Here is a 19,879-nt window from a genome sequence, read left to right as displayed (position 1 = left end):
CTTTATCTCGTCCCCCTGATATCGTCTCCGTCGAGCACGACGATCCGCGGCGTATAGAGCTCGGCGATGGCCCGATCCTGATCGGTCTCGATCACACTCCCGGATGCGCCCGCAAACAGCGCGCCGTCGCGTCTGGCTGCATGAAACTTGGTATTTGAAAAGGTTGCGGCGCCGAAGTTGCCGGCGGATAGATCGGCACGGGAAAAGTCAGCCTGCTGCAGGTTGCAGCGTTCGAATTGCGCGGCCTTTGCGTCGGCTTCGGTGAAAGCGGCCGAGTAGAGCTGGCTGCCGTTGAAGATCGCGCCCTTGATGCTGGATTGAACGAAATTCGACATCGACAGATTGCTGTTCGACAAATCGAGCCCGTCCATCCGGCTTTTGGTGAAGCAGGTCATATTCCCCGAAATTCCCGAGGCCGAGGCTCCGTCGAAATCGCAATCGGCAAATACGCTGCCGTCAAGACGGGCGGCGTCGAGACGGGTCTGCGTGAACTTGCCCTTGTAGAAGGTGCATCTCTGCAGCGACTGACCCGTGAGATCCTTGCCGGAAAGATCGGCTTCGGAAAAAACTGCGGTGTCGATATGAACATCAGTCAGATCGATATCGCGCAGATCGGCCTTGGTCAGCATGACGCTGGAAAGCACGGCGCCCGTCACCGATAGTCCTTCGATCGGACAGTCGAGGAAGGCCGAGCGCTCCACGGTAGCATCTCGGAAATCGGTCTGCGAAATATCCGTCTTGGCAAAGGATGCCTTGGCGATCGCCGCACCCTGATAGGCGGCTCCGACCGCCTTGCCGGCGACGAACTGCGTCGTTTCCAACTGACAATCGCGGAAATCGGCACGCGCGAGGTCGCAGTCGACAAAGCGCGTTCCGGACAGGATGCAGTCGGTGAAGACCGCGTTCGAGAGATCGCAGCTGGTGAAGGAGGCCCCCGTCAGGTCGGCGTCGACGAACGAGCTGGATTTGAGGGTGCAGAGAACGAAGGACGCTCTTCGCATCGATTGGCGCGAAAAATCGGTGCCGGAAGCGATCTTCAGCATCACAGGCTGCGCGTGAGCCAGGTATTCGAAAATCTCGCTGAGATTGGTTGGCATTCTCTCGGGTTGCTTAGGCATCGCTCGGCACCTCCAACATGGTCTTGCCCAGATTGGCGCCCGTCAGGTCGCAGCTTCCAAGTTGGGCGTCCGTCAGATTGGCGAGATAGAGGTTGGCTCCGCGCAGCGAGGTCCGTCGCAGGTCGACCTTGCCGATCGACGCGCCATAGAGATTGGCGCCGAAGAGATCGCTGTCGGCAAGAATGGATTTATCGAAGCGGGCACGTTTCAGCGAGGCAAGGCGCAGATCGGACGCGCTCATATCGCAATCGTTGAAAAGGCAGGAGTCGCACCGCGCCCGCAAAAAGCAGGACTCCGTCATGTCGGCAGTGTTCCAGGATGTATCGGTCGCCACGACCTCCTCGAAGCGGCCGCCGCTCAGATCGCCCTTGCCGATGAAGCCGACGCAGTTCATCTGGGCATGCGCGAAATTCGCGCCGGGCGCCGTCAGCTCCATGAAGGCGACCCGTTCCAGCGCTGCCTCCTTGAAAGACGCGTCCCTCATGGAGAGCACCATGAAAGATGCGCGGCTGACGCGAGCCTTGTCCAGAACCAGACCATCGGCTTTGCCTTTCAGTATCTGCACTTCGGCCAGATCGGCGCCGCTGAAGTCGGCGTCATCGAGAACCGATTCAATAATCGTGATCCGTGACGCGCGCATTTCACGCGCCGACGCTCCGGTGAAATCCGTGCCGACCAGCGTGCAATTGTCGAGCTGGCAGCGGTCGAGCCTGCTGCCGCGCAGGACGGCCTTGCTGAGGTTCGCCTTGGTCATGGATGCGCCGCTGAAGTCTGCGCCGCTAAGGATGGCCTCGGTAAAGACCGCGCCTTCCAGATTCGCGCCGGCGAAACGGGCATTGGTGAGATCGGCGCGCTCGAAGAATGTCGCGCGCAGATCGAGGCCGCTGAAGTCCGCGTTGCGCAGATCGGCGCCGGCGAGATCGGCGCCTCTGAAGTCATGACCTTCTTTTAGCTTTTGGATCACGAAAGCGCCGAGACGGTCGGCGACACCGGGCAGGAAAGCCTGCATCGGAAAGATTGCGGCCGGGGTCTTCTGCCTGCCGGCGAGGATCGCTTCGTCGACCATCTCCTCGGCTTCGTCCAGATTGTCCAGGGCTTCAGACCTCTTGCGTTCCACCAATGTGGCTGGGGCCAGTCCTTTGGCCTCCTGGTCCTTGGCGGTAGGCGCAAACTCACGGACCTTCGACATCAGGCGCTCGATTGCGTCGCCGTCTTCGCCGTTGCCCAGCAGATGCGGGAACTTGGCCTCGATAGTTGACGCCGCCTTCGCGAGCGCCTGCTCGGCATCGCCGCGATCGACGGCGATCTCCTCCGTCGGAAACAGCCCCGCCGGCGAGATCGTCGCTTCCTTAGACGGCGTCTCCGCCGTTATGTTGCTGAAGAGATTGGCGAATTCGCGGTGCACATCGGCTGTCTGGTCGAACGGCTGGCTGAAGTCGAAACTATCGAGTTTGGTGTTCCGGATCGATTGCCGCGCTTCGAACAGCAGCGAGCCTTCCGGTTGCCGCATAGCCCGCGCGCAGGCCGCCGCGAATTGTTTCTCAACCGCTTCGGCGTTCGCGGGGCCGCGGTCTGAAAGCGCGTCGAAAATATTGTCGAGCTCGTCCGGGAGATGCGCGAAGGCCTCGCCGGAAAATTCGGGGTGGAGCCCTTCTAGCGCGGTCTTGTTGTCGCCGAGAACTCGACCAGCTCCGGCAAGGCCGGCGGTGACGTCGTCGTCGAGGGTGAGATCGGCAAAGCGCGCCATATGGGCGTCGTCTGCAATCGGCTGCGCCAGGAAATCCGTCAGAAAGGCCGGCGTCGATTTCACCAGGGCGCGGCGCTGAAGTTCGGCGGCCGCCATCTCCCGGTCCCGCATTTCGAGAAGCGCCTTTTCCATGGTCTTCACGTCATCGATAAGCTCCGCAAGGTCGAAATCGCCATCGGCGATTTCCTGCGCAGTCGGCTGAGGAACCAGCGGCAAGGCGTCAATACCGCTGCTGTCGAGCGGCGATACGATATCGGCAGGCAAGCCCTGGTCCTCAACAGCCTTTCTTGCCGCCCAATTCAGATTGTCGATGAACTGCAACTGCTTGGCGCGCGCGTCCTCGAGTTTTGCGGCGCGGCGAGCCGAGACGATGGCGGGATCGACCTCGGGCATGAGCTGGAAGTCGGAGAAGGCGTGCTTATGGGCTTCCTGCCGATCGGTACGCACTCTGAAAATATGGCGATAGTAGTCGACCGGACGGGGAGGAACTTCGGCATATTCCATGGCGACCATCACGGTAGCGATATCCGCGCAGAAGGAATCGGTGTCCTTCGCCAGGGCGCGGAACGCCATCGTCGCCTTGGTGATGTTCGGAAACAGAGTCACGGTGTCGCAGACCATCCGTGTTTCCGTGAGGCTGCCATCGCTGCCGCGGTGGATGAAAGCGCGAAGCCGCACATTCGGCAACCGGCCGGCGGCGAGGCCGCCCCGCGACATGCCTGAGACGGCGAAGGCCTCATCACCGGCGAAATGCGCGTCGAAGCGCTGATCCTCGGGTGCATCGCAGTGAAAAAGCGGATTGAAATCCGCGGGCTTGCGCGGCGAAACGTTCTTGACCCAGTGTTGGTCGTAGGTTCCGGCATAGCGCATGCGCTGTGCGGCATCGGGCGGCAAAGGCCCGAAACCGACCGGCGGCGGCCTGTCATCGATCGAGCGTATGGGCCGGTCGGCATCCTCAACGTTGGGCAGGGGCGCTTCATAGCCCGCATCGACGATCTGCCGGGCTTTGTCGCCTTTTCCACGAGGGTTGACCTTGTGGTCCGGACCGCCGAATGCATGGAGGTCGTCGATCGGCATCCGATCGAAAGGCCGGGCCTCTGTCATGGCGATCCCGCGATCCGTCAGCCGCCAGTAGCGATCGCCGAAAACGGCAAGCCGCTTCTCCATCGCTCCCAGTCTTGCGGTAACCCTGATGCCGGTGATCGGCTGGTCGCCGGGCGCAAGTGCCGCTCCGGCGACGATCATTTCGCCCTTGGGCTTCAATTGGCCCTTGTCGAAGACGGCGCCCTTTGGCATCTGCTCGACGACCATCGGCCACAGCGCCTGATCGGTCAGGAATATTCGAGGGGTGGCGAAATCGAACAGAAGAAAGGCGGAAAGGGTCATCTGCCCGCCGCCTTCGGCCGGTTCCACATGAACGGCGGTGGCAATGCGCGACGGCTTGATGATGGCTGGCATGCTCGTCGCTCCTCTCCTGAAAACTCGACTCCGACCCGATCGGCTCAAGTCTGTCGGGCAAATTTCTCCGAACGAGCGATATCGTCAATTCCAGAAAAAATGCGCAGTGCCCATTTCGGCAATGGAGGGCGGGACCCGGAAAGCCAATGAAATCAATCGGAGCAATCCTATGGACCGTGCGGTCCGTCGATTTTTCCGACCGGAGCGTACGTATGGAAACCCGCGCGGTTAGAGCCATGCTGAGAAGAAAACTGCGCAGCCGAAAGCGGGTGAAAAATCGGCGCCGCCGCTTCAAGCCTCTGATTAAGTTGCGAGAATTTTTCCGCGATGAGATTGGCATGCTGCTTGCTGCTGATGTTGGCGCTGACACCCTCGAACCGTCAGTTGATCATTCGCGATTTTTCTGGAGAGATTTTTCATGGCTAACATTGGCTACATTACCATCAGTGGCGCTACTCAGGGTGCCATCACCAAGGACGCTTCGACCGCTGACTCCATCGGCAACACCTGGCAGGAAGGCCACGAAGGCGAATCCATCGTCTATTCGTTCCGCAGCAACGCGATCGTTCCGCGCGACCCGAATTCCGGCACTGCCATCGGCACCCGCCGCCATGAACCCGCTATGTTCGTCAAGCCGCTCGACAAGGCTTCTCCGATGCTCTGGCAGGCGCTTGCCACCGGCGAAAACCTCGAAATCGAGCTGAAGTTCTGGCGCACCTCGACCAAGGGCACGCAAGAACATTACTTCACCATCAAGTGGACCGATGCCGTTCTCGTCGAAGGCAAGACGATCCTCCCGGACGTGAATGACTCCGCCAACGATCATCGTGGCAACATCGAAGAGTGGTCGTTCACCTATCGCAAGTGCGACTGGACGCACGAGAAGGCCGGCACCTCGGCTTCCGACGACTGGCGCAAGCCGGTTGCCTGATCCAGTTCTCGCAGCGATTGCTCCACTTCGGAGCCTGCGATGCGCGATTGCAGCCGTTCCCGCATCTTGCGGGGGCGGCTTTCGTCAAAAGCCGATTTCGTGACAGTTGAAAAATTCCTGTTACATCGGCGCGCTAGCGATATGCCGACAGTATTTTCAATTGAGACTTTTCAGGCGTCGTTTTTTTCTGCGACGCGAACAAGGATATATTTCGTTGGTTGACCTGGACCTTCGTCGCCTGATCGGGCGCCTTGACACTTATTGCCGCCGTGCTCTGGAATCTGCCGCGGGCCTTGCGGTTTCCCGCGGCCATTATGAAGTCTCGATCGAGCACCTCCTGCTCGTGTTCATCGAGGACACGCAGCACGATGTGCAGTCCATCTGTCGCTATTTCGAGGTCGATCCGGCAAATCTGAAGCGCAAGCTGCAGGCGGTTCTGGAAACGATCCGCAGCGGCAACCAGGGCCGCCCGGTCTTTTCGCCGCTTCTCGTTGAATGGCTGACCGATGCATGGCTGGTCAGTTCCGTCGAGCTGGGGCTTGATCAGGTCCGCTCCGGCAGTCTCTTCACCACCGTCTTTGCCCGTCCCAATCGCTTTGGCGATGATCGCTGGCTGTCCGTCCTCGGCTCCATTTCCTTCGAACGCCTGAAGAAGGAATTTGCTGCCGCCGTCGACGGCTCGCAGGAGAGCGAGGCAGCGGCTGTGAGCCGCGGCGAAGCCGCTGCTGCCAGTAACGCCGCGGCGGGAACCGATCCCGACAGCGCGCTCGGCAAATTCTGCACCAACTTCACCAGCCAGGCGCGTGCCGGCAAGATCGATGCCGTCTTCTGCCGCGATCTCGAAATCCAGCAGATGATCGACATCCTCGGCCGCCGCCGCAAGAACAATCCGATCTGCGTCGGTGATCCGGGCGTCGGCAAGACGGCTGTCGTCGAGGGGCTGGCCTTGAAGATTTCCGAGGGCGATGTCCCGGATTTCTTGAGGGATGTCGAACTCATTGGCCTCGATCTTGGGATGCTGCAGGCCGGAGCCGGCGTGAAAGGTGAATTCGAAAGCCGCCTCAAGGCGATCATCGATGAGGTCAAGGCTTCGCCGAAGCCGATCATTCTCTTCATCGATGAAGCCCATATGCTGATCGGCGCCGGTGGCGCGGCCGGCGGGGCGGATGCGGCAAACCTACTAAAGCCGGCTCTCGCGCGCGGCGAGCTGCGCACTATCGCTGCTACGACTTGGAGCGAATACAAGAAGTATTTCGAAAAGGACCCGGCGCTTGCCCGCCGCTTCCAACTCGTCAAGCTCGATGAGCCGAGCCCAGAGCAGGCGGTCACCATCATGCGCGGACTGCGCGGGGCCTATGAGAAGGCCCACGGTATCTATATCCGTGATAGCGCCGTCGAAGCCGCGGCCAAGCTCTCCGCTCGTTACATCTCCGGCCGGCAATTGCCCGACAAGGCGGTCGATGTTCTGGATACCGCCTGCGCCCGGGTCAAATTGTCACTTTCCTCGACGCCTTCCGTCATCGAGCTCAAGCAGAAGCGCATTGCCGAGCAGAAGCGCGCGCTGGAAGCGCTGCTGCGCGATCATCATTCCAATCTCGGCGATACCGATCCGCGCATTGCCGAAATTGAAGCAGATATTGCAACCCTTGAAACCGAGGCTGCCGGCCTGATTGCCAAGCGCAACGAGGAAATCGAGCTGGTGCATCGCATCCTCGAAATCCGCAGTCAGCTTGGCCTGTCGCTGGAAGGCGATAAGGTGTTGAAGCCGGCCGCGGACGGCGGCGAAGCCACAGACCCCGCCGTCGATACGGATGCATTGAAGAGCGAATTCCAGGAGGCTTCCGCCAAGCTTAAGCAGTTGCAGCGCGGCAATCCGCTGGTTTCCTTCGAAGTGACAGCCGAAGCTGTCGGTCAAGTGATCGCCGATTGGACTGGTATCCCGCTCGGCAACATGGTCCGCGATGAGGCCAAGTCGATCCTGACGCTTGCCGAAAATCTCGGTCAGCGCGTGATCGGCCAGGATCAGGCGATCGAGGCGATCGACCATGGCGTGCGCGTCGCCAAGGCCGGCGTGCAAAATCCGGATGCACCAATGGGCGTCTTCCTCTTCGTCGGTCCCTCCGGCGTCGGTAAGACCGAGCTCGCAACTGCCATCGCCGATCAGCTGTTCGGCGGTGAGCGCTTCCTGATCTCGGTCAACATGTCGGAATTCCAGGAAAAGCATACGGTTTCGAAGCTCGTCGGCTCGCCTCCCGGCTATGTCGGCTATGGTGAAGGCGGTGTGCTGACGGAAGCGGTGCGCCAGCGTCCCTACTCGGTCGTCCTGCTAGACGAGGTCGAGAAGGCCGATCTTGAGGTGATGAACCTTTTCTACCAGGTCTTCGACAAGGGCATGCTCTCCGACGGCGAAGGTCGCCTGGTCGATTTCAAGAACACCATCATCGTGCTGACCAGCAATCTAGCGACCGACATCCTCACCGAACTCGGCACGCGCGGCGTCAAGCCAAGCGTCGAGGAACTGGTTGAGGCGATCCGCCCGACTCTCAGCGCCCATTTCAAGCCGGCCTTGCTTGCCCGCATGCAGATCGTGCCCTTCTACCCGCTGATCGGCGAACCGCTCGAAAAGATCGTCAGGCTAAAGCTCAACAAGGTTGGGAATCGTCTGCGCGAAAACCAGAAGATGGCGTTCTCCTATTCCGACGACGTCGTCAATGCCATCGCCGCCCGCTGCACGGAAGTCGAAACCGGCGCCCGCAATATCGATCACATCATCAATCGGACTCTCCTGCCGCAGCTCGCAACCGAGCTGCTCAGCAATCTCGGCGAAGAGGGCAAGAGCCATGACAAGGTGAGCGTCGAACTCGCGCGAACGGGAGGCTTCGCTTACCTCCTGTCTTAGTTGCCGGTGCAGGAGCGGCGAGGGGCTGCGATGGCGCTGGATCAACGCTTGCCGAGAGAGGAAAGGTCCAAGATCGCGAAGATGAGCAATCGCACGATCTATGAAGACCTTATGGATCTGACGATTGCGCTCTCCAACGAGCGGCGTATCGAGACCTTGATGTCGCGTGTCGTCGAGGCAGCCATGCGGTTGTCGAATGCCGAAGGCGCGGCGATCTTCACGCTGGATCGTCTCGCTCGGCATCTGCATCGTGTTTCCTTCAATTATCGCGGTATCACCGAGGGATCGCAGTCGGAAGCACGCATTGCGATCTATGGGAAATCGCTCCAGCTCAATCTGCAGGAACCTGCCGCCTTCGCCGTTTCGACGGCGACCGCCGTCAATCTCGCTGATATCAACGGTGCCGCGGGCTATGATTTCTCGAACATCCGGCAGATGGACAAGGCGATCGGCTTCCAGACATCATCCCTCGTCATCGCGCCGCTCATTCATGGCGATCAGACGATTGGCATTCTGCAGCTCGTCAATGTCCGCGACAAGGCGACGGGAACCGTCGGCGCGCTTCCGGATCTCCTCCTGCGGCCGCTGCAGAGTTTTGCCGCCCATGCCGCGGTCGCCATCTGGAACACCAGGCTGCTGGAGGAAAACCAGCGTCTGATCCGGCAGCTCGGCCGCCAGAACGAGGAATTGCTCCAGGAAAACAGCCGCCTGCTCAACAAGGTGGCGCGCAAGGTCGTCAAGCCCAAGGGTCTTATCGGCGACAGTCCGCCGATCGAGCGCGCCTACGGCCTGATTGCCCGCGCCGCTTGCTCTGCTGTGCCCATTCTGCTGCGCGGCGAGACGGGCACCGGCAAAGAGATGATGGCGAATTTTATCCATTCGTCGAGCGAGCGTAGCGTCAAACCCTTCGTGGCCCAGAATTGCGCCGCCTTGCCGGAGAGCCTGTTGGAAAGCGAGCTGTTCGGTTACGTCAAGGGCGCGTTCACCGGCGCTGTTGCCAATAAGTCCGGCCTTGCCCATGAGGCGCATCAGGGAACGCTGTTTCTCGATGAGATCGGCGACATGCCGCTCAGCCTACAAGCCAAGGTGTTGCGCCTGCTGCAGGAGGGTGAGGTGCGGCGCGTCGGTTCGACAAAGGCGGAATATGTTGATGTCCGTATCGTCGCCGCCACCAACGTCAATCTCGAGGAGAAGATCGAGCGCGGCGAGTTCCGCAAGGATCTCTTTTATCGCCTCAATGTCTTCCCGATCGTCGTTCCGCCGCTGCGTGAACGGCCGTCCGACATCCCGAAGCTGGTCAATCACTTCCTGGCGATCGCCGCGGGCAATATCGGACGCCAGGCGCCGCAGCTCTCGGCCGAGGCGCTGGATTCCTTGATGTGCTGGAGCTATCCCGGTAATGTGCGCGAGTTGCGCAACATTCTGGAGCGGGCCGTGCTGCTCGTCGATGACGGCCAGCAGATCGGCCGCAGCCATCTTCCGGCCGAGCTGACCGGTTTGTCCGGAAAACCGGCAGTGGAAATGTCGAGCACGATTCCCGCCGGCGACCTGAAATCGATCGTTGGCCAATATGAGGCTCTCGTGATCGAAGCGAAGTTGCGGGAAGTGAACTGGAATCAAAGCCGCGCCGCACGCAATCTCAATGTCAGCCGACGCACGATTGTCGAGAAGCTCCAACGCTATGACATTCGTCGCCCGGGCTCCGCATCACGCATAGACCTAGAAAGTATTGAAAGCTGAAATTCTTGCTGGGCAAAAAAGGCGATCGTAGCGAACCTCCCGCCGAAGATGCGGATGGGGCGATCCGGATGTTCGTCACAGGCAAGCTGACCTATGACGGCCTCGTCAGCCGCCTGGCCGCGGAAGTTGGCAGTGGCGAAGCGGGTGCGGCAGGGGTTCGGGACGCCATCTCCAATGCGGCTACAGTCGGCATGCTTCCTCTCGACATCGCCGATATCCTTCTGAAATTGTTGCCGGCAGTGGCCGCAGGACGGTCGAAAGATCCAGAAGCGGGCAAGGGCGTGACGGCATCGCTCGCCGCCGGCGAGGATATGTTTGACGAACCAACCGTGCCGCTGCTCCGGCACGCTGAATCACCGGTAGAACCTGCGGCAAATCCGCCGAAGCAATCTTCGGAGAAAATTCCGCCGCTACCGTCGTCCTATATGAACCTGGCCGGCCATGGGGCAGCGCCACCGCAATATAGCGATGTGCAAAGCAAGGTCGACGATGTCGTTCTGTCCGCCCTGGTCAAGGACTATCGCGGGCTTCGAGGCGACAGGCAATCGGCTGATGCCGCCTCCAAGGCCGGGCGCCCTGACGCATTGGATGGTCTGCTCGTCAACTACAAAAGCGCCAGATTCCGCTCCGATGCGCGCCGCGCCGTCAGCGGCAACGCACGGGGTGGTCTCGAACTCGGCAAGATGGATGGTTTCAACGGACAACGAGCTGGCGTCGGCGCCATCCTGCGTGACCGCTTCATCCTTGATGCGGAGATCGGTCGGGGCGGCATGGGTATCGTCTATTCGGCGGTCGACCGCAGGCGTCTCGAGGCCGGAGCCGGCGCCCCCTATGTGGCGCTGAAGCTTCTCAACGACGAATTCCGCAACAATTCCGATGCTCTGCGCGTGCTCGAGGCGGAGGCCCGCAAGGCACAGAGTCTTGCCCATCCGAATATCGCCACGGTCTATGATTTCGACCGCGATCGGTCGGAGATATTCATCGTCATGGAATTGCTCACCGGCAGGCCGCTCAGCAGGCTCCTGGCGAGTACAACCGGCGAGGCCATGCCGGGCGGCAAGATCGTGTCGATCCTCAAGGGCATTTGCGCCGGGCTCGCCTATGCGCATCAGAACGGCGTCGTGCATTCCGATCTGAAACCGGGAAATATCTTCGTCGGCGACGACAACGGCGTGAAACTGCTCGACTTTGGTCTTGCGACCGCCGGCTCATCCGGCGGCTTCGATGTCCAGTCGCTGAATGCGCTGACGACATCCTATGCGAGCCCCGAGATGTTTGCCGGCGCGATCCGCGATCCACGCGATGACATTTTCGCGCTTGGCTGCATTGCCTATCAACTGCTGACGGGAGTTCATCCCTTCCTCATGCAGCCGTCCAACCAGGTCGCCGCCCAAAAGATCGAACCGGAGCCGATTGCAGATCTCGATCCCGCCGCCTGGGCAGTGATTGCCGGAGCCCTATGCTTCGAGAGGGAAGGCCGCATCGGTTCGGTCGAGGAATTCGAAAAAGGCCTGTTTGAGATGTGAGTGCTGTCAGTCCTCGATGAGATCGAGGATGGCGTCTACCCCTTGCGAAAACGGATGATCGGGGTACAGCGTTCTGACGAGACCGGTACTGCCTATGCGCACCAGATCGGTCGACAGGGGCAGGACAGCGGCAACCGGGGTGCGGTAGCTCGAGAAGATGCGTTGCGACAGGTCCTGGAAATCGAAGCTTTCCAGCGCTTTGTTGACCACGAGAAGCAGCTGCGGCACCTCCAGTTTGCGCGCGAGCTCCAATGTTACCGCCGTTCCCTGGTAGTCCTGGATATCCGGACGCAGCAGCAACATCAACGTATCCGAAATCGCGATCGACAGCAGCGTTTCCTCATTGACCCCGGGGTGCGTGTCGATCAGCAGATAGTCGAGTTTCAGCTCGACGCAGAGGTTTTGAAAGCCGGTGTTCAGATCCTCGACATCGTATTTTTCTTTGAGGATGCGGGCGATTTCGCCGGTCTTGATGCTTGACGGAACAAGGAAGGCGCGTCCGCCTTCCGGCACCACCACCGTACCCTGTTCATCGACTATGCCCGAGGTCACGTCGAGCGCAGTCTCAGTCACGCCGCAGCGGCCCCAGAGATAGTCATTGAGCGTGAAGCGGAGGTTGTGCGGATCGACCTTGAAAAGCGTATGGATGCCCGGAGACTGGATGTCCGTATCGATGACTCCGACGCGATAGCCGCGCAGAGCAAGGCCCGCGGCGAGATTGGCGGTGAGGTTCGATTTGCCGGTGCCGCCGCGATAGGAATGGGTCGAGATGATCTTGGTCAAGGGGCCTCGCCGTCGGCCTGGTGTTTGAATTTCGAGCGCAGCGATTTAGCTCGTTGCTGCAGCTCGCGGAAATATTCTGTCTCGACGATTTCCTTGATTTCGAGATCGGCCTGCGTCTCATCGAAATGGACATCGAGTTTTTTCAAGCGCTGCTTGAGATTGGAGTTTTCACGCTGCAGCTGCTGCTGTGCCGCCTCGAGCTGACGCTGCGTTTCCTTGAGATCCGCGATAAGGCGGCTGGCATGAAACTCACGCGCCTCGACTTGCACCATCATGCTGGCGAAGGTCTCGGCGAGGTTGCGGATATCGTTGGAAACCGTCTCGTCGGCGACGATGTTGAAGAGCAGATCCGCGTCATCGAAGCTGGCATGTGCAATCGCCTCGCATACTGCGGCGAGGCTCTTGAGTGCACTTTCTCCTTCCGGCTCCGCCACGTCTTTCTCCCAGCGATTGCTGCTTTAGGTCCGGAGCGCCGTGCGTTCATTTGAACGCACAAAGGTCGCTCTAGTCTTTTAAATCTAGAGCGCCTTATCCGCTTTCAGGTCGCACCACCTGAAAGCAGGACGCTCTAGGCGGCGCCAGACTGTTTAGTTGATCGTCAGTTCGACGGCCGGATAGAGCTTCTTCAGGTTGGGCAGGGACTTCGATTGCCACGGAATCCGAGTCGACCCCCTGACCGCCATCCCGACATCCGGCCGATTGCGAACCTCTATGGTAAATTTCGCCAGAAGATTGATGCCGGAACTGTTGAGGAATTCGAGTTCCGTCACGTCGAGAACGATCGTTTCCGGCTTCGATTTCAATACATCGTCCATCAGCTCGAGAATGGGCGCATAGGCCTCTGTCCCGGAAAGACGCATCGTTCCCTCATAGTGGATCGTCGCTTCTTCCCGCCAGACGCGATATTCTTTGGTTTTAATTTCCATTTTCGATAACCATTTCCCAGTTTATCAGCGTCTCATGATAGGGAGAGCGCGGCATAGGTCTGCAGCTCTACTGGCCCGGCCCTCTCGTCATGTATGAATTTCCACCCTAGACGCGCACCGTAGTCACTCATCAACGTCAGCAGGCCCAGGCCCGATCCGCTCGACGACGGATCGGCTGCATTCTGCTCGATCCGCTCTATCAGAAGTTCCCCTGCGTCGCGAGCCGTGATTTCTGACAGCAGTCTCTGAAAGCGCTGGGCAGTCTCTTCCGCGATCAGGTTGAAGACGCGCAGTTCGAAATTGCCGTCCTCGAAGGAGGCTTCGATCTCGATATCGCCAGGTGCGCGGAATTTCACGGCATTCTCCAGGAGTTCGTTGACGAGATAGCCGATCGCATGGCGAATCTCGTTGAGTTCCGGATCACCGGCCTTCGCCTGGACGGCAAAGAAGTCGCCGAGAAAATCGGCGGTCGTGCTGCAATGGTGCCAGCTGATATCAAGCGAACCTTCCGAAAGGCGAAGCTTACTGAGATCGGCTGCGGCTCCGTTCGAAGAATCGGTGTGTCCGAATTGCTGGATCATGCCTAGCGATGCCTCATAACTACGAGCGTGATGTCATCGTGAATTTTCTGCGTACCAATATGCGCCATCAGATCCGCTATGATGCCGCGAACGATCTCGTCGGCACCGCCCGAGCGGTAGTCATGCGCACTGGCGCAAAGCCGGTCGAACCCGAAGAGCTCGCCACTGGGGCTTTCTGCCTCGGTCACGCCGTCCGTGTGCAATATGATGATGTCGCCACTTTCGAAGGGCAGGTTGCGGGTGGCGACGAAGGCCGAAATATCGCTCTCCAGGCCGACCGGGAACCCGAGATCGCCGGTGTCGATCCGCTCCATCGCACCATCACGGCGAATGATGAGAACGTCCTCATGCTGGCCTGAGAGCGTCACGTTCTGGTCGTGATAGTCGAGGAAGGCGAGCGTCAAGTGTTTGTCGGAGTTCGTCCGTTCGATGTTCTTGTAGATGGCGCGGTTCAGGACTTCGAGGAACATCTTCGGATCGTCGCTGCCCTTTTCCTGAAGGGCGCGGGCGACGGACTGGACCATGAGCATCAGCACGCCGCTTTCGAGACCGTGGCCGGTGACGTCGCCGATGCCGACCTTGACGCGGCCGCTTTCGTGCAGCACGTCGTAATAGTCGCCGCCCACTTCGTCGGCGGGCGCCATGTAGCCGGCAATCTCGATCTGCTGGATGTCGTTCAGTTCGTTGGCCTTGGGCAGAACCATCATTTGGATGTGGCGGGCGATGTCGAGTTCCGCGCCGAGACGGACATTTTCGCTTCTCAGCCGCTCGTTGAGGGTAGTGATTTCCTCATTGGCATCTTCGAGTTCGCGCGTTCGCTCGTCGACCAGCTTTTCGAGATTCTCGGTGTGGAAGCTGATTTCCTCGGCCATGCGGTTGAAGGCATGCCCGACTTCCGCGATCTCATCGCGGGTCTGCACCTTGACGCGTACACTATAGTCCTTGTTCTGCAATCGCCTTGCGGCATCGGTCAGGGCACTGAGCCCGGCGGTGATGCGGCCAGAAATGGCGAAGACCGCCAGCAGAACGATGATCAGGCTGACCAGAACCGCCAGCAGCTGATAATCGACGATGCGGGAGGTCGCTTTCGATATATTGTCCTGAGCGGCGATCAGCGCGTGATAGATTTCGCGCTCGGATACCACGAAGCCGAGTGACATCGTTTCATCAACGATATTTTTGCCGTCCCAAAGATTGGCGGGTCTCAACTGCTTCAGCACCACCAGATAGGGGACATCCTCGCCGTCGCGGTTGAGGTAGATGTGCTTGATCGTCGTGCCCTGATCCTGCGGCAGTTGCAGGGAAGCGATGGCGGGTTGCGAGCTGGTGCGCAGCGAGCGGTTGATGCCGGTGACGCCCTGCCCACCGACATCGCTCGACTTCAGCCCCAATATCTCCTCGCCGGCCTTGCTGGTGGCGATGACGTTGCCGTTCGACATTGCCAGGAAGCCGAAGCCGGTCTTTGCGATGTTGACACTCTGTACGACACCGGCAAGCTGGTCGAGCGTGATGTCGGCTGCCGTCATCCCGGCGACGTCGCTGCGATCCTTCGTCCAGAGCGGATGGAAAAAGCTGACGATAAGCTTCCCGGTGATCGCGTCGATATAGGGCGCCGTCGTGGTGATGAAGGAAGGAACCCGGTGCGACGACGGATTCTTGATCCAGTTCTGCCAGCCTTCGTACACTCCAGGAAAGAAGAAATCCCAGAAGTTCATATTGTTATGACCGGGATAGAGCTTGTCGAAGGTCTGGGCCTGCTGCGAATAGGGCGTCGTCCGCATGATCGGCCGATTCTTCGGCCCGACATAATACATCTGCAGCTTCGGCGCTCCGGTCGCAAGCAGTGACGGTGCGAAGAGATTGAAGGCGGCACTCTGTTTGACGAGCGCATCGACCTCCGGTAGCGGCTTCCTGTCCGGGCCGAGCAGATAGCTCCACACGCTGATGACAGACCCACCGCCGGTATTCTGCGCCCAGTTTCCAGCCGCGTCGTAAACGAGCTCGTCCCGAAGTTGCGGATTGGCTTCGATCGTCGTTCCAAGGCCTTGGCGCAGATCGGGATTGTCGATCAGCCCCTGCATCGAGTTCGCAAGGGATTCCACTTCCGAATGCACCTGATCCAGCAGCAGATCGGCGCGCTCGGCCGTCGTATTGATATAGGTCCGCAGATATTCCTCGCTCGCCTCGGTCAGGCCTTCACCCACCTGCTGCGTGGCATTGTGGGAAAGCCGCTGCACGTTCCAGATGGCAATCCCGCCACCCAGTATGAGATCGAAGAGCACCGCGGCGCCGACGACGAGGATGAACTTTGCGCGAAAACTGCGACGGGAAAAGCGGCCGACGGCGGATGGTCGCGCGATGGCATTATCAACTATTGTCATTGCGGCTTGCGTCCCGATGCGACCCAGACCGGCCAGCCGGCATAGCCTTTGGGATGAAGAGCCGCAAAGATGTGATCCTGAAAGCCGCGCCGAAATTTCTCGTTGAATTCGGCGCTGTCGCCACGTTGAACCGACATCTGGCCGGCGTAGACGTCTTCCCACGACTGGATGATGTCGGCGAAGTTCTGCGGATCGCCATCGAGATTGGTGACCATGAAGGATTCGATGCGGATGTCCTCGAAGCCGGCTTCGGTCATATAGCGGCGGCTTTTCGGACCGAACTCGATATCCATGTTGAAATGCGCCCAGAGCTTGGCGACTTCGTTATATGTCCATTGAATGGATTCGGCGCGCGGCTCGCCCAGGCAATGGGAGTTCTTCTCATTGGTGATGTAGACGCGGCCGCCCGGCTTGCAGATGCGATAGAGCTCCCGCAGGATCAGTTCCGGCCGGTCGAAGACCTGCAGGGAATGACGGCAGGTGACGAAATCGAATTGACCTTCGTCGAGCAGCATTTCGGAGGCGTCGCCGTAGATATATTCGATGCCCTGTATCCCGAAATCGGCGGCGACTTTGCGGGCATAGGCAAGGCTTGATTTCGAATGGTCGAGCGCGACCAGCCGTGCCGGCTGGAATTCCTTGTGTAGCAACACAGCGAAATCGCCGATGCCGCAGCAGATATCGGCAATCGTCAGCCCCTCGCGCATGCCGTGCCGCGGCAGGATCGCCTTTTCGTGTTGCCAAGTCATTTTCGTCTGCGTCCGCAGAACCGGAATGAATCCGCCCTCTTCCAGGAAGGTCTGTCCTGGATAGAACGCGCTGTCGTACTGCTCGATGACGATGTTGGGGCTGATTTCGCGGAGCGCGCTGAACTTGCGGGTGGACCAGCCGACGACGCTCGAGGTGACGACGGAAATTTTCAGATCCGGCCGTTCCGCGCAAGCCTTCACGAGAAGGTTCGCCAGCACATGGAAGGCAAGATTGTTGAGCCGCACGAGGCGCTTGACGTTGACATAGACGGTGCCCTTGACCTTGGCGATCGAGGTTTCCATCAAGCGGATGCAGGAATCGAGTTCCTCGACATATTGCGGACGCATCGAACCGATGATCGAGAACTCCTGGTTGTTCTCGTCGAAGCGGACCTTGTATGTGCTGTTTGCTGCTTCGGACATCAATCCACCGCATCTTCCAACGCCAGCTCGGCGATCAATTTGATGGTGTCGTCGCCGGTGCTTTCGACGGAGATATCCGCCGAATAATCGACGGCGAGTTCGAACAGGCCGATGCGGGTATCGACTACATCCGATGAAAAGAGCATCTCCCTGTATTTCTCAGTCGCGTCCGGACCTCGCGCGAGCTCGACGGTGTCGCGATAGAAGCCCGCCTGACCGGGGCTGCAGGGAAGGACAAGTTCGACCCGATCGACCGCGCCGTTTCGACGCACGGAGCAGCTGAATTTTCCCGATCCCTCATGGGTGCGAAAGATGGTCTCGAGAAGTTCGTTCAGAGCGGAGGAGAAAAGGTTGGAATAGAGCAGCGAGTCGGTCCGGTTGTGGCTGATCATGCGCGCCACATAGGAGGAAAGGCGATCGCAATGGCTCCAATTCGAACCGAATATCCCAATCTCCATATCGACTTCGATGAGCGATTGAAACTTGGTCGCGGAAGACGTGTCGTGCGGAAAGGCTGCTATATTCATTATCCAAAACCAGGATTGAAAAATATGCCAGAAAGTCCCGAAAAGCGGGCGCAAGTATATTAGAAATCTAGTAATTGCCGTGTCGAAGATATACGGCAGATCTTTTCTCCGATAACTAAACTATAGACGGCGGTTGACAGTATTATGTCACATGGCGTGTTTATTGTGACACCTCGAAACCACCTATTGGCCCGTTCAATCCGCTATGCAAGATATTCAGGCTTCTACCAGCACGATCGATGACGAACACCATTTTTCAACCGCTGGCAGCGGCGACACCATCGCGCGACTGCTTGCGGAAGTTGAGGCGCTTCGTGCCGAGAATGAAGACCTCAAGTTGCTCTACGAGGCGACGATCGAGCACGGCGAAGCGGTGGAGGACCAGCTTGCCGAGAGCAACATGCTGCTTCAGCGCGTTCAGGCGCGCTTGGACGAAGAATTGAAAGATGCGCTGCGCTATATCCTGTCACTGTTGCCACAGCCGCGGCAAAGCGGGCCGCGGGCCGACTGGATGCTCGTTCCATCGACAGAGCTTGGCGGCGATTCCTTTGGATATCACGATATCGACGCGGATCATTTCGCCATTTATCTGCTTGATGTCTGCGGTCACGGCGTCGGCGCCGCGCTTTTATCCGCGTCCGTCATCAATGTCCTGAGGGCCTCGGCTCTTCCGAACGCCGATTTTCGTAATCCGTCCGCGGTTCTTGCCGGTTTGAATGCGGCCTTTCCGATGGAAAAGCAGAACAACATGTTCTTCACGATCTGGTACGGCGTGTATCAGCGATCGACCGGACAGCTTGTCTTTTCAAGTGGCGGGCATCCGCCGGCGATTCTGCTGCACGAAATGCCGGATGGTTCCGTCAGCACCGATCTCCTGATCGGTAGCGGTGGCATGGCGATCGGCGCGATCGCCGATCTGGACTATGATGCATCGACGGTCCTCGTGCAGCCGGGCGACCGTCTGCTGGTGTTGAGCGACGGGACGTATGAAATCGGGACCGACGGCAGCGAGCCTCTGACGTTCCAGGATATTCTCAATTTTACGCGCAAGCCGGGCGGGGACGAGCCGTCCGCCGTTCTCGCCTGGGCGCGCGCGATCAATGGAAGCCAAACGCTTCCGGACGATTTTTCGTTTCTGCGCGTGGAATTCTAGGGGAGTTCCAGGAGAACTGGGCCGCGATTTCTCGCCCGGAATGACGGTGGTGCCCGCCTAAAGCGGCAAAACCAGTTCGGTCACGTTGGCGGAGCCTTCCCTCCGGCTCTCAACGGATTGCGCGAATTCATGGACCAGGAATAGTCCGAGGCCGCCGATCTCCATGCTTTCGATACCCGTGTCTGAAGCCGGTGCTTTCGGCGGCTGCGATACGTCGAAGGCTGCGGCATGGTCGCGCATCGTGAGCTGCACGTCCGGCCCCCGCAGCTCGGCCTTTATGACGATGCGGTCGCAGATGCCCTCCTGGTAGCCGTAATGCACGATGTTGGTGAACAATTCTTCCGTGACCAGGAACAGCCGATTCTTGACATCGTCCGACAGCCCGTTGGCGTCGACGAAGCCTTCAAGGCCATGGTAGATCTCCGTCAGCTGCTCCAGCCTGTTGTCGACGGATATTTCGCAGATGATGCGCGTCATCGATGTCACGTGTTCTGATGGTGCCCCTGGCCCGGCCTAGTTCGGTTGCTGGTCGCTCTCGGCGGCTTCGGCGATGTCCGCAAGGGCTTTGGCCTTGCTGTCGGCCACGGAAATGATCCGCAGGAAGCCGGAGACGCGCAGAACCTCGAGCACCGATACATTGGGTGAAAACAATATGAATTTTCTGCCATAGGGCGCCATCTGTTTGGCGATGATGAGCAGGGAACGCAGGCCGAAACTGCTGACATAGTCGATTGCCTGCATGTCGACGAGAAGCGGGCCGCTGCCCGTTTCCACATGCGCCCTCAGATGTGTCTCGAAGGATTTGGCCGTCAGTGTGTCGAGCTTTCCCGACGCATGAACGATCGTCGCGCCGTTCTCGAAAGAATCCGCCAGCTCAAGCATTCACCAGTGCCTTCCCGTTGATCTGCGCCCGTCGTGATACCGTGCGCCCACACCG

Annotated in this window: 16 protein-coding genes; 5 read left to right on the top strand and 11 right to left on the bottom strand. The window is 59.4% G+C overall.

What is annotated here, in order from left to right:
- Positions 1–2: 2 nt before the first annotated feature.
- Entirely contained in the window at positions 3–1,118 is a 1,116-nt protein-coding gene (locus tag PY649_RS08060) for a pentapeptide repeat-containing protein (RefSeq protein ID WP_285867721.1), read from the bottom strand.
- The gene (locus PY649_RS08055; RefSeq protein WP_285867720.1) at positions 1,111–4,323 is read right to left on the bottom strand and encodes a DUF2169 family type VI secretion system accessory protein; all 3,213 of its coding nucleotides are present in this window, start codon (positions 4,321–4,323) and stop codon (positions 1,111–1,113) included. The genes PY649_RS08060 and PY649_RS08055 overlap by 8 nt, the downstream gene beginning before the upstream one ends.
- Before the next feature lie 418 nt (positions 4,324–4,741).
- On the opposite strand from PY649_RS08055, the gene PY649_RS08050 reads away from it, so the two are divergent.
- From PY649_RS08050 to PY649_RS08035, 4 genes are all read left to right on the top strand, one after another.
- Positions 4,742–5,254, top strand: coding sequence for an Hcp family type VI secretion system effector (locus PY649_RS08050; protein WP_285867719.1), 513 nt, complete (start codon positions 4,742–4,744; stop codon positions 5,252–5,254).
- 214 nt (positions 5,255–5,468) lie between these two features.
- Positions 5,469–8,153: a type VI secretion system ATPase TssH gene (gene tssH / locus PY649_RS08045; RefSeq protein WP_285867718.1), complete on the top strand. Its 2,685-nt coding sequence runs from the start codon at positions 5,469–5,471 to the stop codon at positions 8,151–8,153.
- Between the two features lie 81 nt (positions 8,154–8,234).
- A complete protein-coding gene (locus tag PY649_RS08040) occupies positions 8,235–9,893 on the top strand; it encodes a sigma-54-dependent Fis family transcriptional regulator (RefSeq protein ID WP_285867717.1) in 1,659 nt (552 codons plus the stop codon).
- Positions 9,894–9,898: 5 nt separating this feature from the next.
- Positions 9,899–11,419, top strand: a complete 1,521-nt coding sequence (locus tag PY649_RS08035; RefSeq protein WP_285867716.1) for a serine/threonine-protein kinase — start codon at positions 9,899–9,901, stop codon at positions 11,417–11,419.
- A gap of 6 nt (positions 11,420–11,425) precedes the next feature.
- Here the strand turns inward: PY649_RS08035 and PY649_RS08030 are convergent, their stop codons facing one another.
- The 7 genes from PY649_RS08030 to PY649_RS08000 all read right to left on the bottom strand — a co-directional run bounded on the left by PY649_RS08030 (position 11,426) and on the right by PY649_RS08000 (position 17,789).
- A complete protein-coding gene (locus PY649_RS08030; RefSeq protein WP_285867715.1) occupies positions 11,426–12,202 on the bottom strand; it encodes a MinD/ParA family ATP-binding protein in 777 nt (258 codons plus the stop codon).
- A complete protein-coding gene (locus tag PY649_RS08025; protein WP_285867714.1) occupies positions 12,199–12,636 on the bottom strand; it encodes a hypothetical protein in 438 nt (145 codons plus the stop codon). Before PY649_RS08025 ends, PY649_RS08030 begins: the two co-directional genes overlap by 4 nt.
- 153 nt (positions 12,637–12,789) lie before the next feature.
- Complete coding sequence (locus tag PY649_RS08020; protein WP_120706833.1) at positions 12,790–13,128, bottom strand: slr1659 superfamily regulator; 339 nt, start codon at positions 13,126–13,128, stop codon at positions 12,790–12,792.
- A gap of 32 nt (positions 13,129–13,160) precedes the next feature.
- The gene (locus tag PY649_RS08015) at positions 13,161–13,709 is read right to left on the bottom strand and encodes a slr1658 superfamily regulator (protein WP_285867713.1); all 549 of its coding nucleotides are present in this window, start codon (positions 13,707–13,709) and stop codon (positions 13,161–13,163) included.
- Between the two features lie 2 nt (positions 13,710–13,711).
- Positions 13,712–16,090 (bottom strand): SpoIIE family protein phosphatase, encoded by a 2,379-nt coding sequence (locus tag PY649_RS08010; protein ID WP_285867712.1) that lies wholly within the window; start codon positions 16,088–16,090, stop codon positions 13,712–13,714.
- A complete protein-coding gene (locus PY649_RS08005; protein WP_285867711.1) occupies positions 16,087–17,262 on the bottom strand; it encodes a class I SAM-dependent methyltransferase in 1,176 nt (391 codons plus the stop codon). The genes PY649_RS08010 and PY649_RS08005 overlap by 4 nt, the downstream gene beginning before the upstream one ends.
- Positions 17,262–17,789 (bottom strand): ubiquinone biosynthesis methyltransferase UbiE, encoded by a 528-nt coding sequence (locus PY649_RS08000; protein WP_285867710.1) that lies wholly within the window; start codon positions 17,787–17,789, stop codon positions 17,262–17,264. The genes PY649_RS08005 and PY649_RS08000 overlap by 1 nt, the downstream gene beginning before the upstream one ends.
- 205 nt (positions 17,790–17,994) lie before the next feature.
- On the opposite strand from PY649_RS08000, the gene PY649_RS07995 reads away from it, so the two are divergent.
- The gene (locus PY649_RS07995) at positions 17,995–18,942 is read left to right on the top strand and encodes a PP2C family protein-serine/threonine phosphatase (RefSeq protein WP_285867709.1); all 948 of its coding nucleotides are present in this window, start codon (positions 17,995–17,997) and stop codon (positions 18,940–18,942) included.
- Between the two features lie 57 nt (positions 18,943–18,999).
- Here the strand turns inward: PY649_RS07995 and PY649_RS07990 are convergent, their stop codons facing one another.
- Together PY649_RS07990 and PY649_RS07985 are read right to left on the bottom strand one after the other, a co-directional pair.
- On the bottom strand, positions 19,000–19,419 hold the full coding sequence (locus PY649_RS07990; protein WP_285867707.1) for an ATP-binding protein: 420 nt from the start codon (positions 19,417–19,419) through the stop codon (positions 19,000–19,002).
- A gap of 36 nt (positions 19,420–19,455) precedes the next feature.
- A complete protein-coding gene (locus tag PY649_RS07985) occupies positions 19,456–19,824 on the bottom strand; it encodes an STAS domain-containing protein (protein WP_285867706.1) in 369 nt (122 codons plus the stop codon).
- Positions 19,825–19,879: the final 55 nt, after the last annotated feature.

The organism is Rhizobium mayense (genome assembly GCF_030272705.1).
GTDB classification, from domain to species: domain Bacteria; phylum Pseudomonadota; class Alphaproteobacteria; order Rhizobiales; family Rhizobiaceae; genus Rhizobium; species Rhizobium mayense.
Note: the sequence above shows the minus strand (reverse complement) of the source record. Positions and strands in the feature narration are given on the sequence as shown.

Coding starts and splice junctions, on each gene's coding strand:
- PY649_RS07985 (WP_285867706.1), bottom strand. CDS start 19,824: ATGCTTGAGCTGGCGGATTCTTTCGAGAACGGCGCGACGATCGTTCAT.
- PY649_RS08020 (WP_120706833.1), bottom strand. CDS start 13,128: ATGGAAATTAAAACCAAAGAATATCGCGTCTGGCGGGAAGAAGCGACG.
- PY649_RS07995 (WP_285867709.1), top strand. CDS start 17,995: ATGCAAGATATTCAGGCTTCTACCAGCACGATCGATGACGAACACCAT.
- PY649_RS08060 (WP_285867721.1), bottom strand. CDS start 1,118: ATGCCTAAGCAACCCGAGAGAATGCCAACCAATCTCAGCGAGATTTTC.
- PY649_RS08055 (WP_285867720.1), bottom strand. CDS start 4,323: ATGCCAGCCATCATCAAGCCGTCGCGCATTGCCACCGCCGTTCATGTG.
- PY649_RS07990 (WP_285867707.1), bottom strand. CDS start 19,419: ATGACGCGCATCATCTGCGAAATATCCGTCGACAACAGGCTGGAGCAG.
- PY649_RS08005 (WP_285867711.1), bottom strand. CDS start 17,262: ATGTCCGAAGCAGCAAACAGCACATACAAGGTCCGCTTCGACGAGAAC.
- PY649_RS08010 (WP_285867712.1), bottom strand. CDS start 16,090: ATGACAATAGTTGATAATGCCATCGCGCGACCATCCGCCGTCGGCCGC.
- PY649_RS08040 (WP_285867717.1), top strand. CDS start 8,235: ATGAGCAATCGCACGATCTATGAAGACCTTATGGATCTGACGATTGCG.
- PY649_RS08015 (WP_285867713.1), bottom strand. CDS start 13,709: ATGATCCAGCAATTCGGACACACCGATTCTTCGAACGGAGCCGCAGCC.
- PY649_RS08000 (WP_285867710.1), bottom strand. CDS start 17,789: ATGAATATAGCAGCCTTTCCGCACGACACGTCTTCCGCGACCAAGTTT.
- PY649_RS08050 (WP_285867719.1), top strand. CDS start 4,742: ATGGCTAACATTGGCTACATTACCATCAGTGGCGCTACTCAGGGTGCC.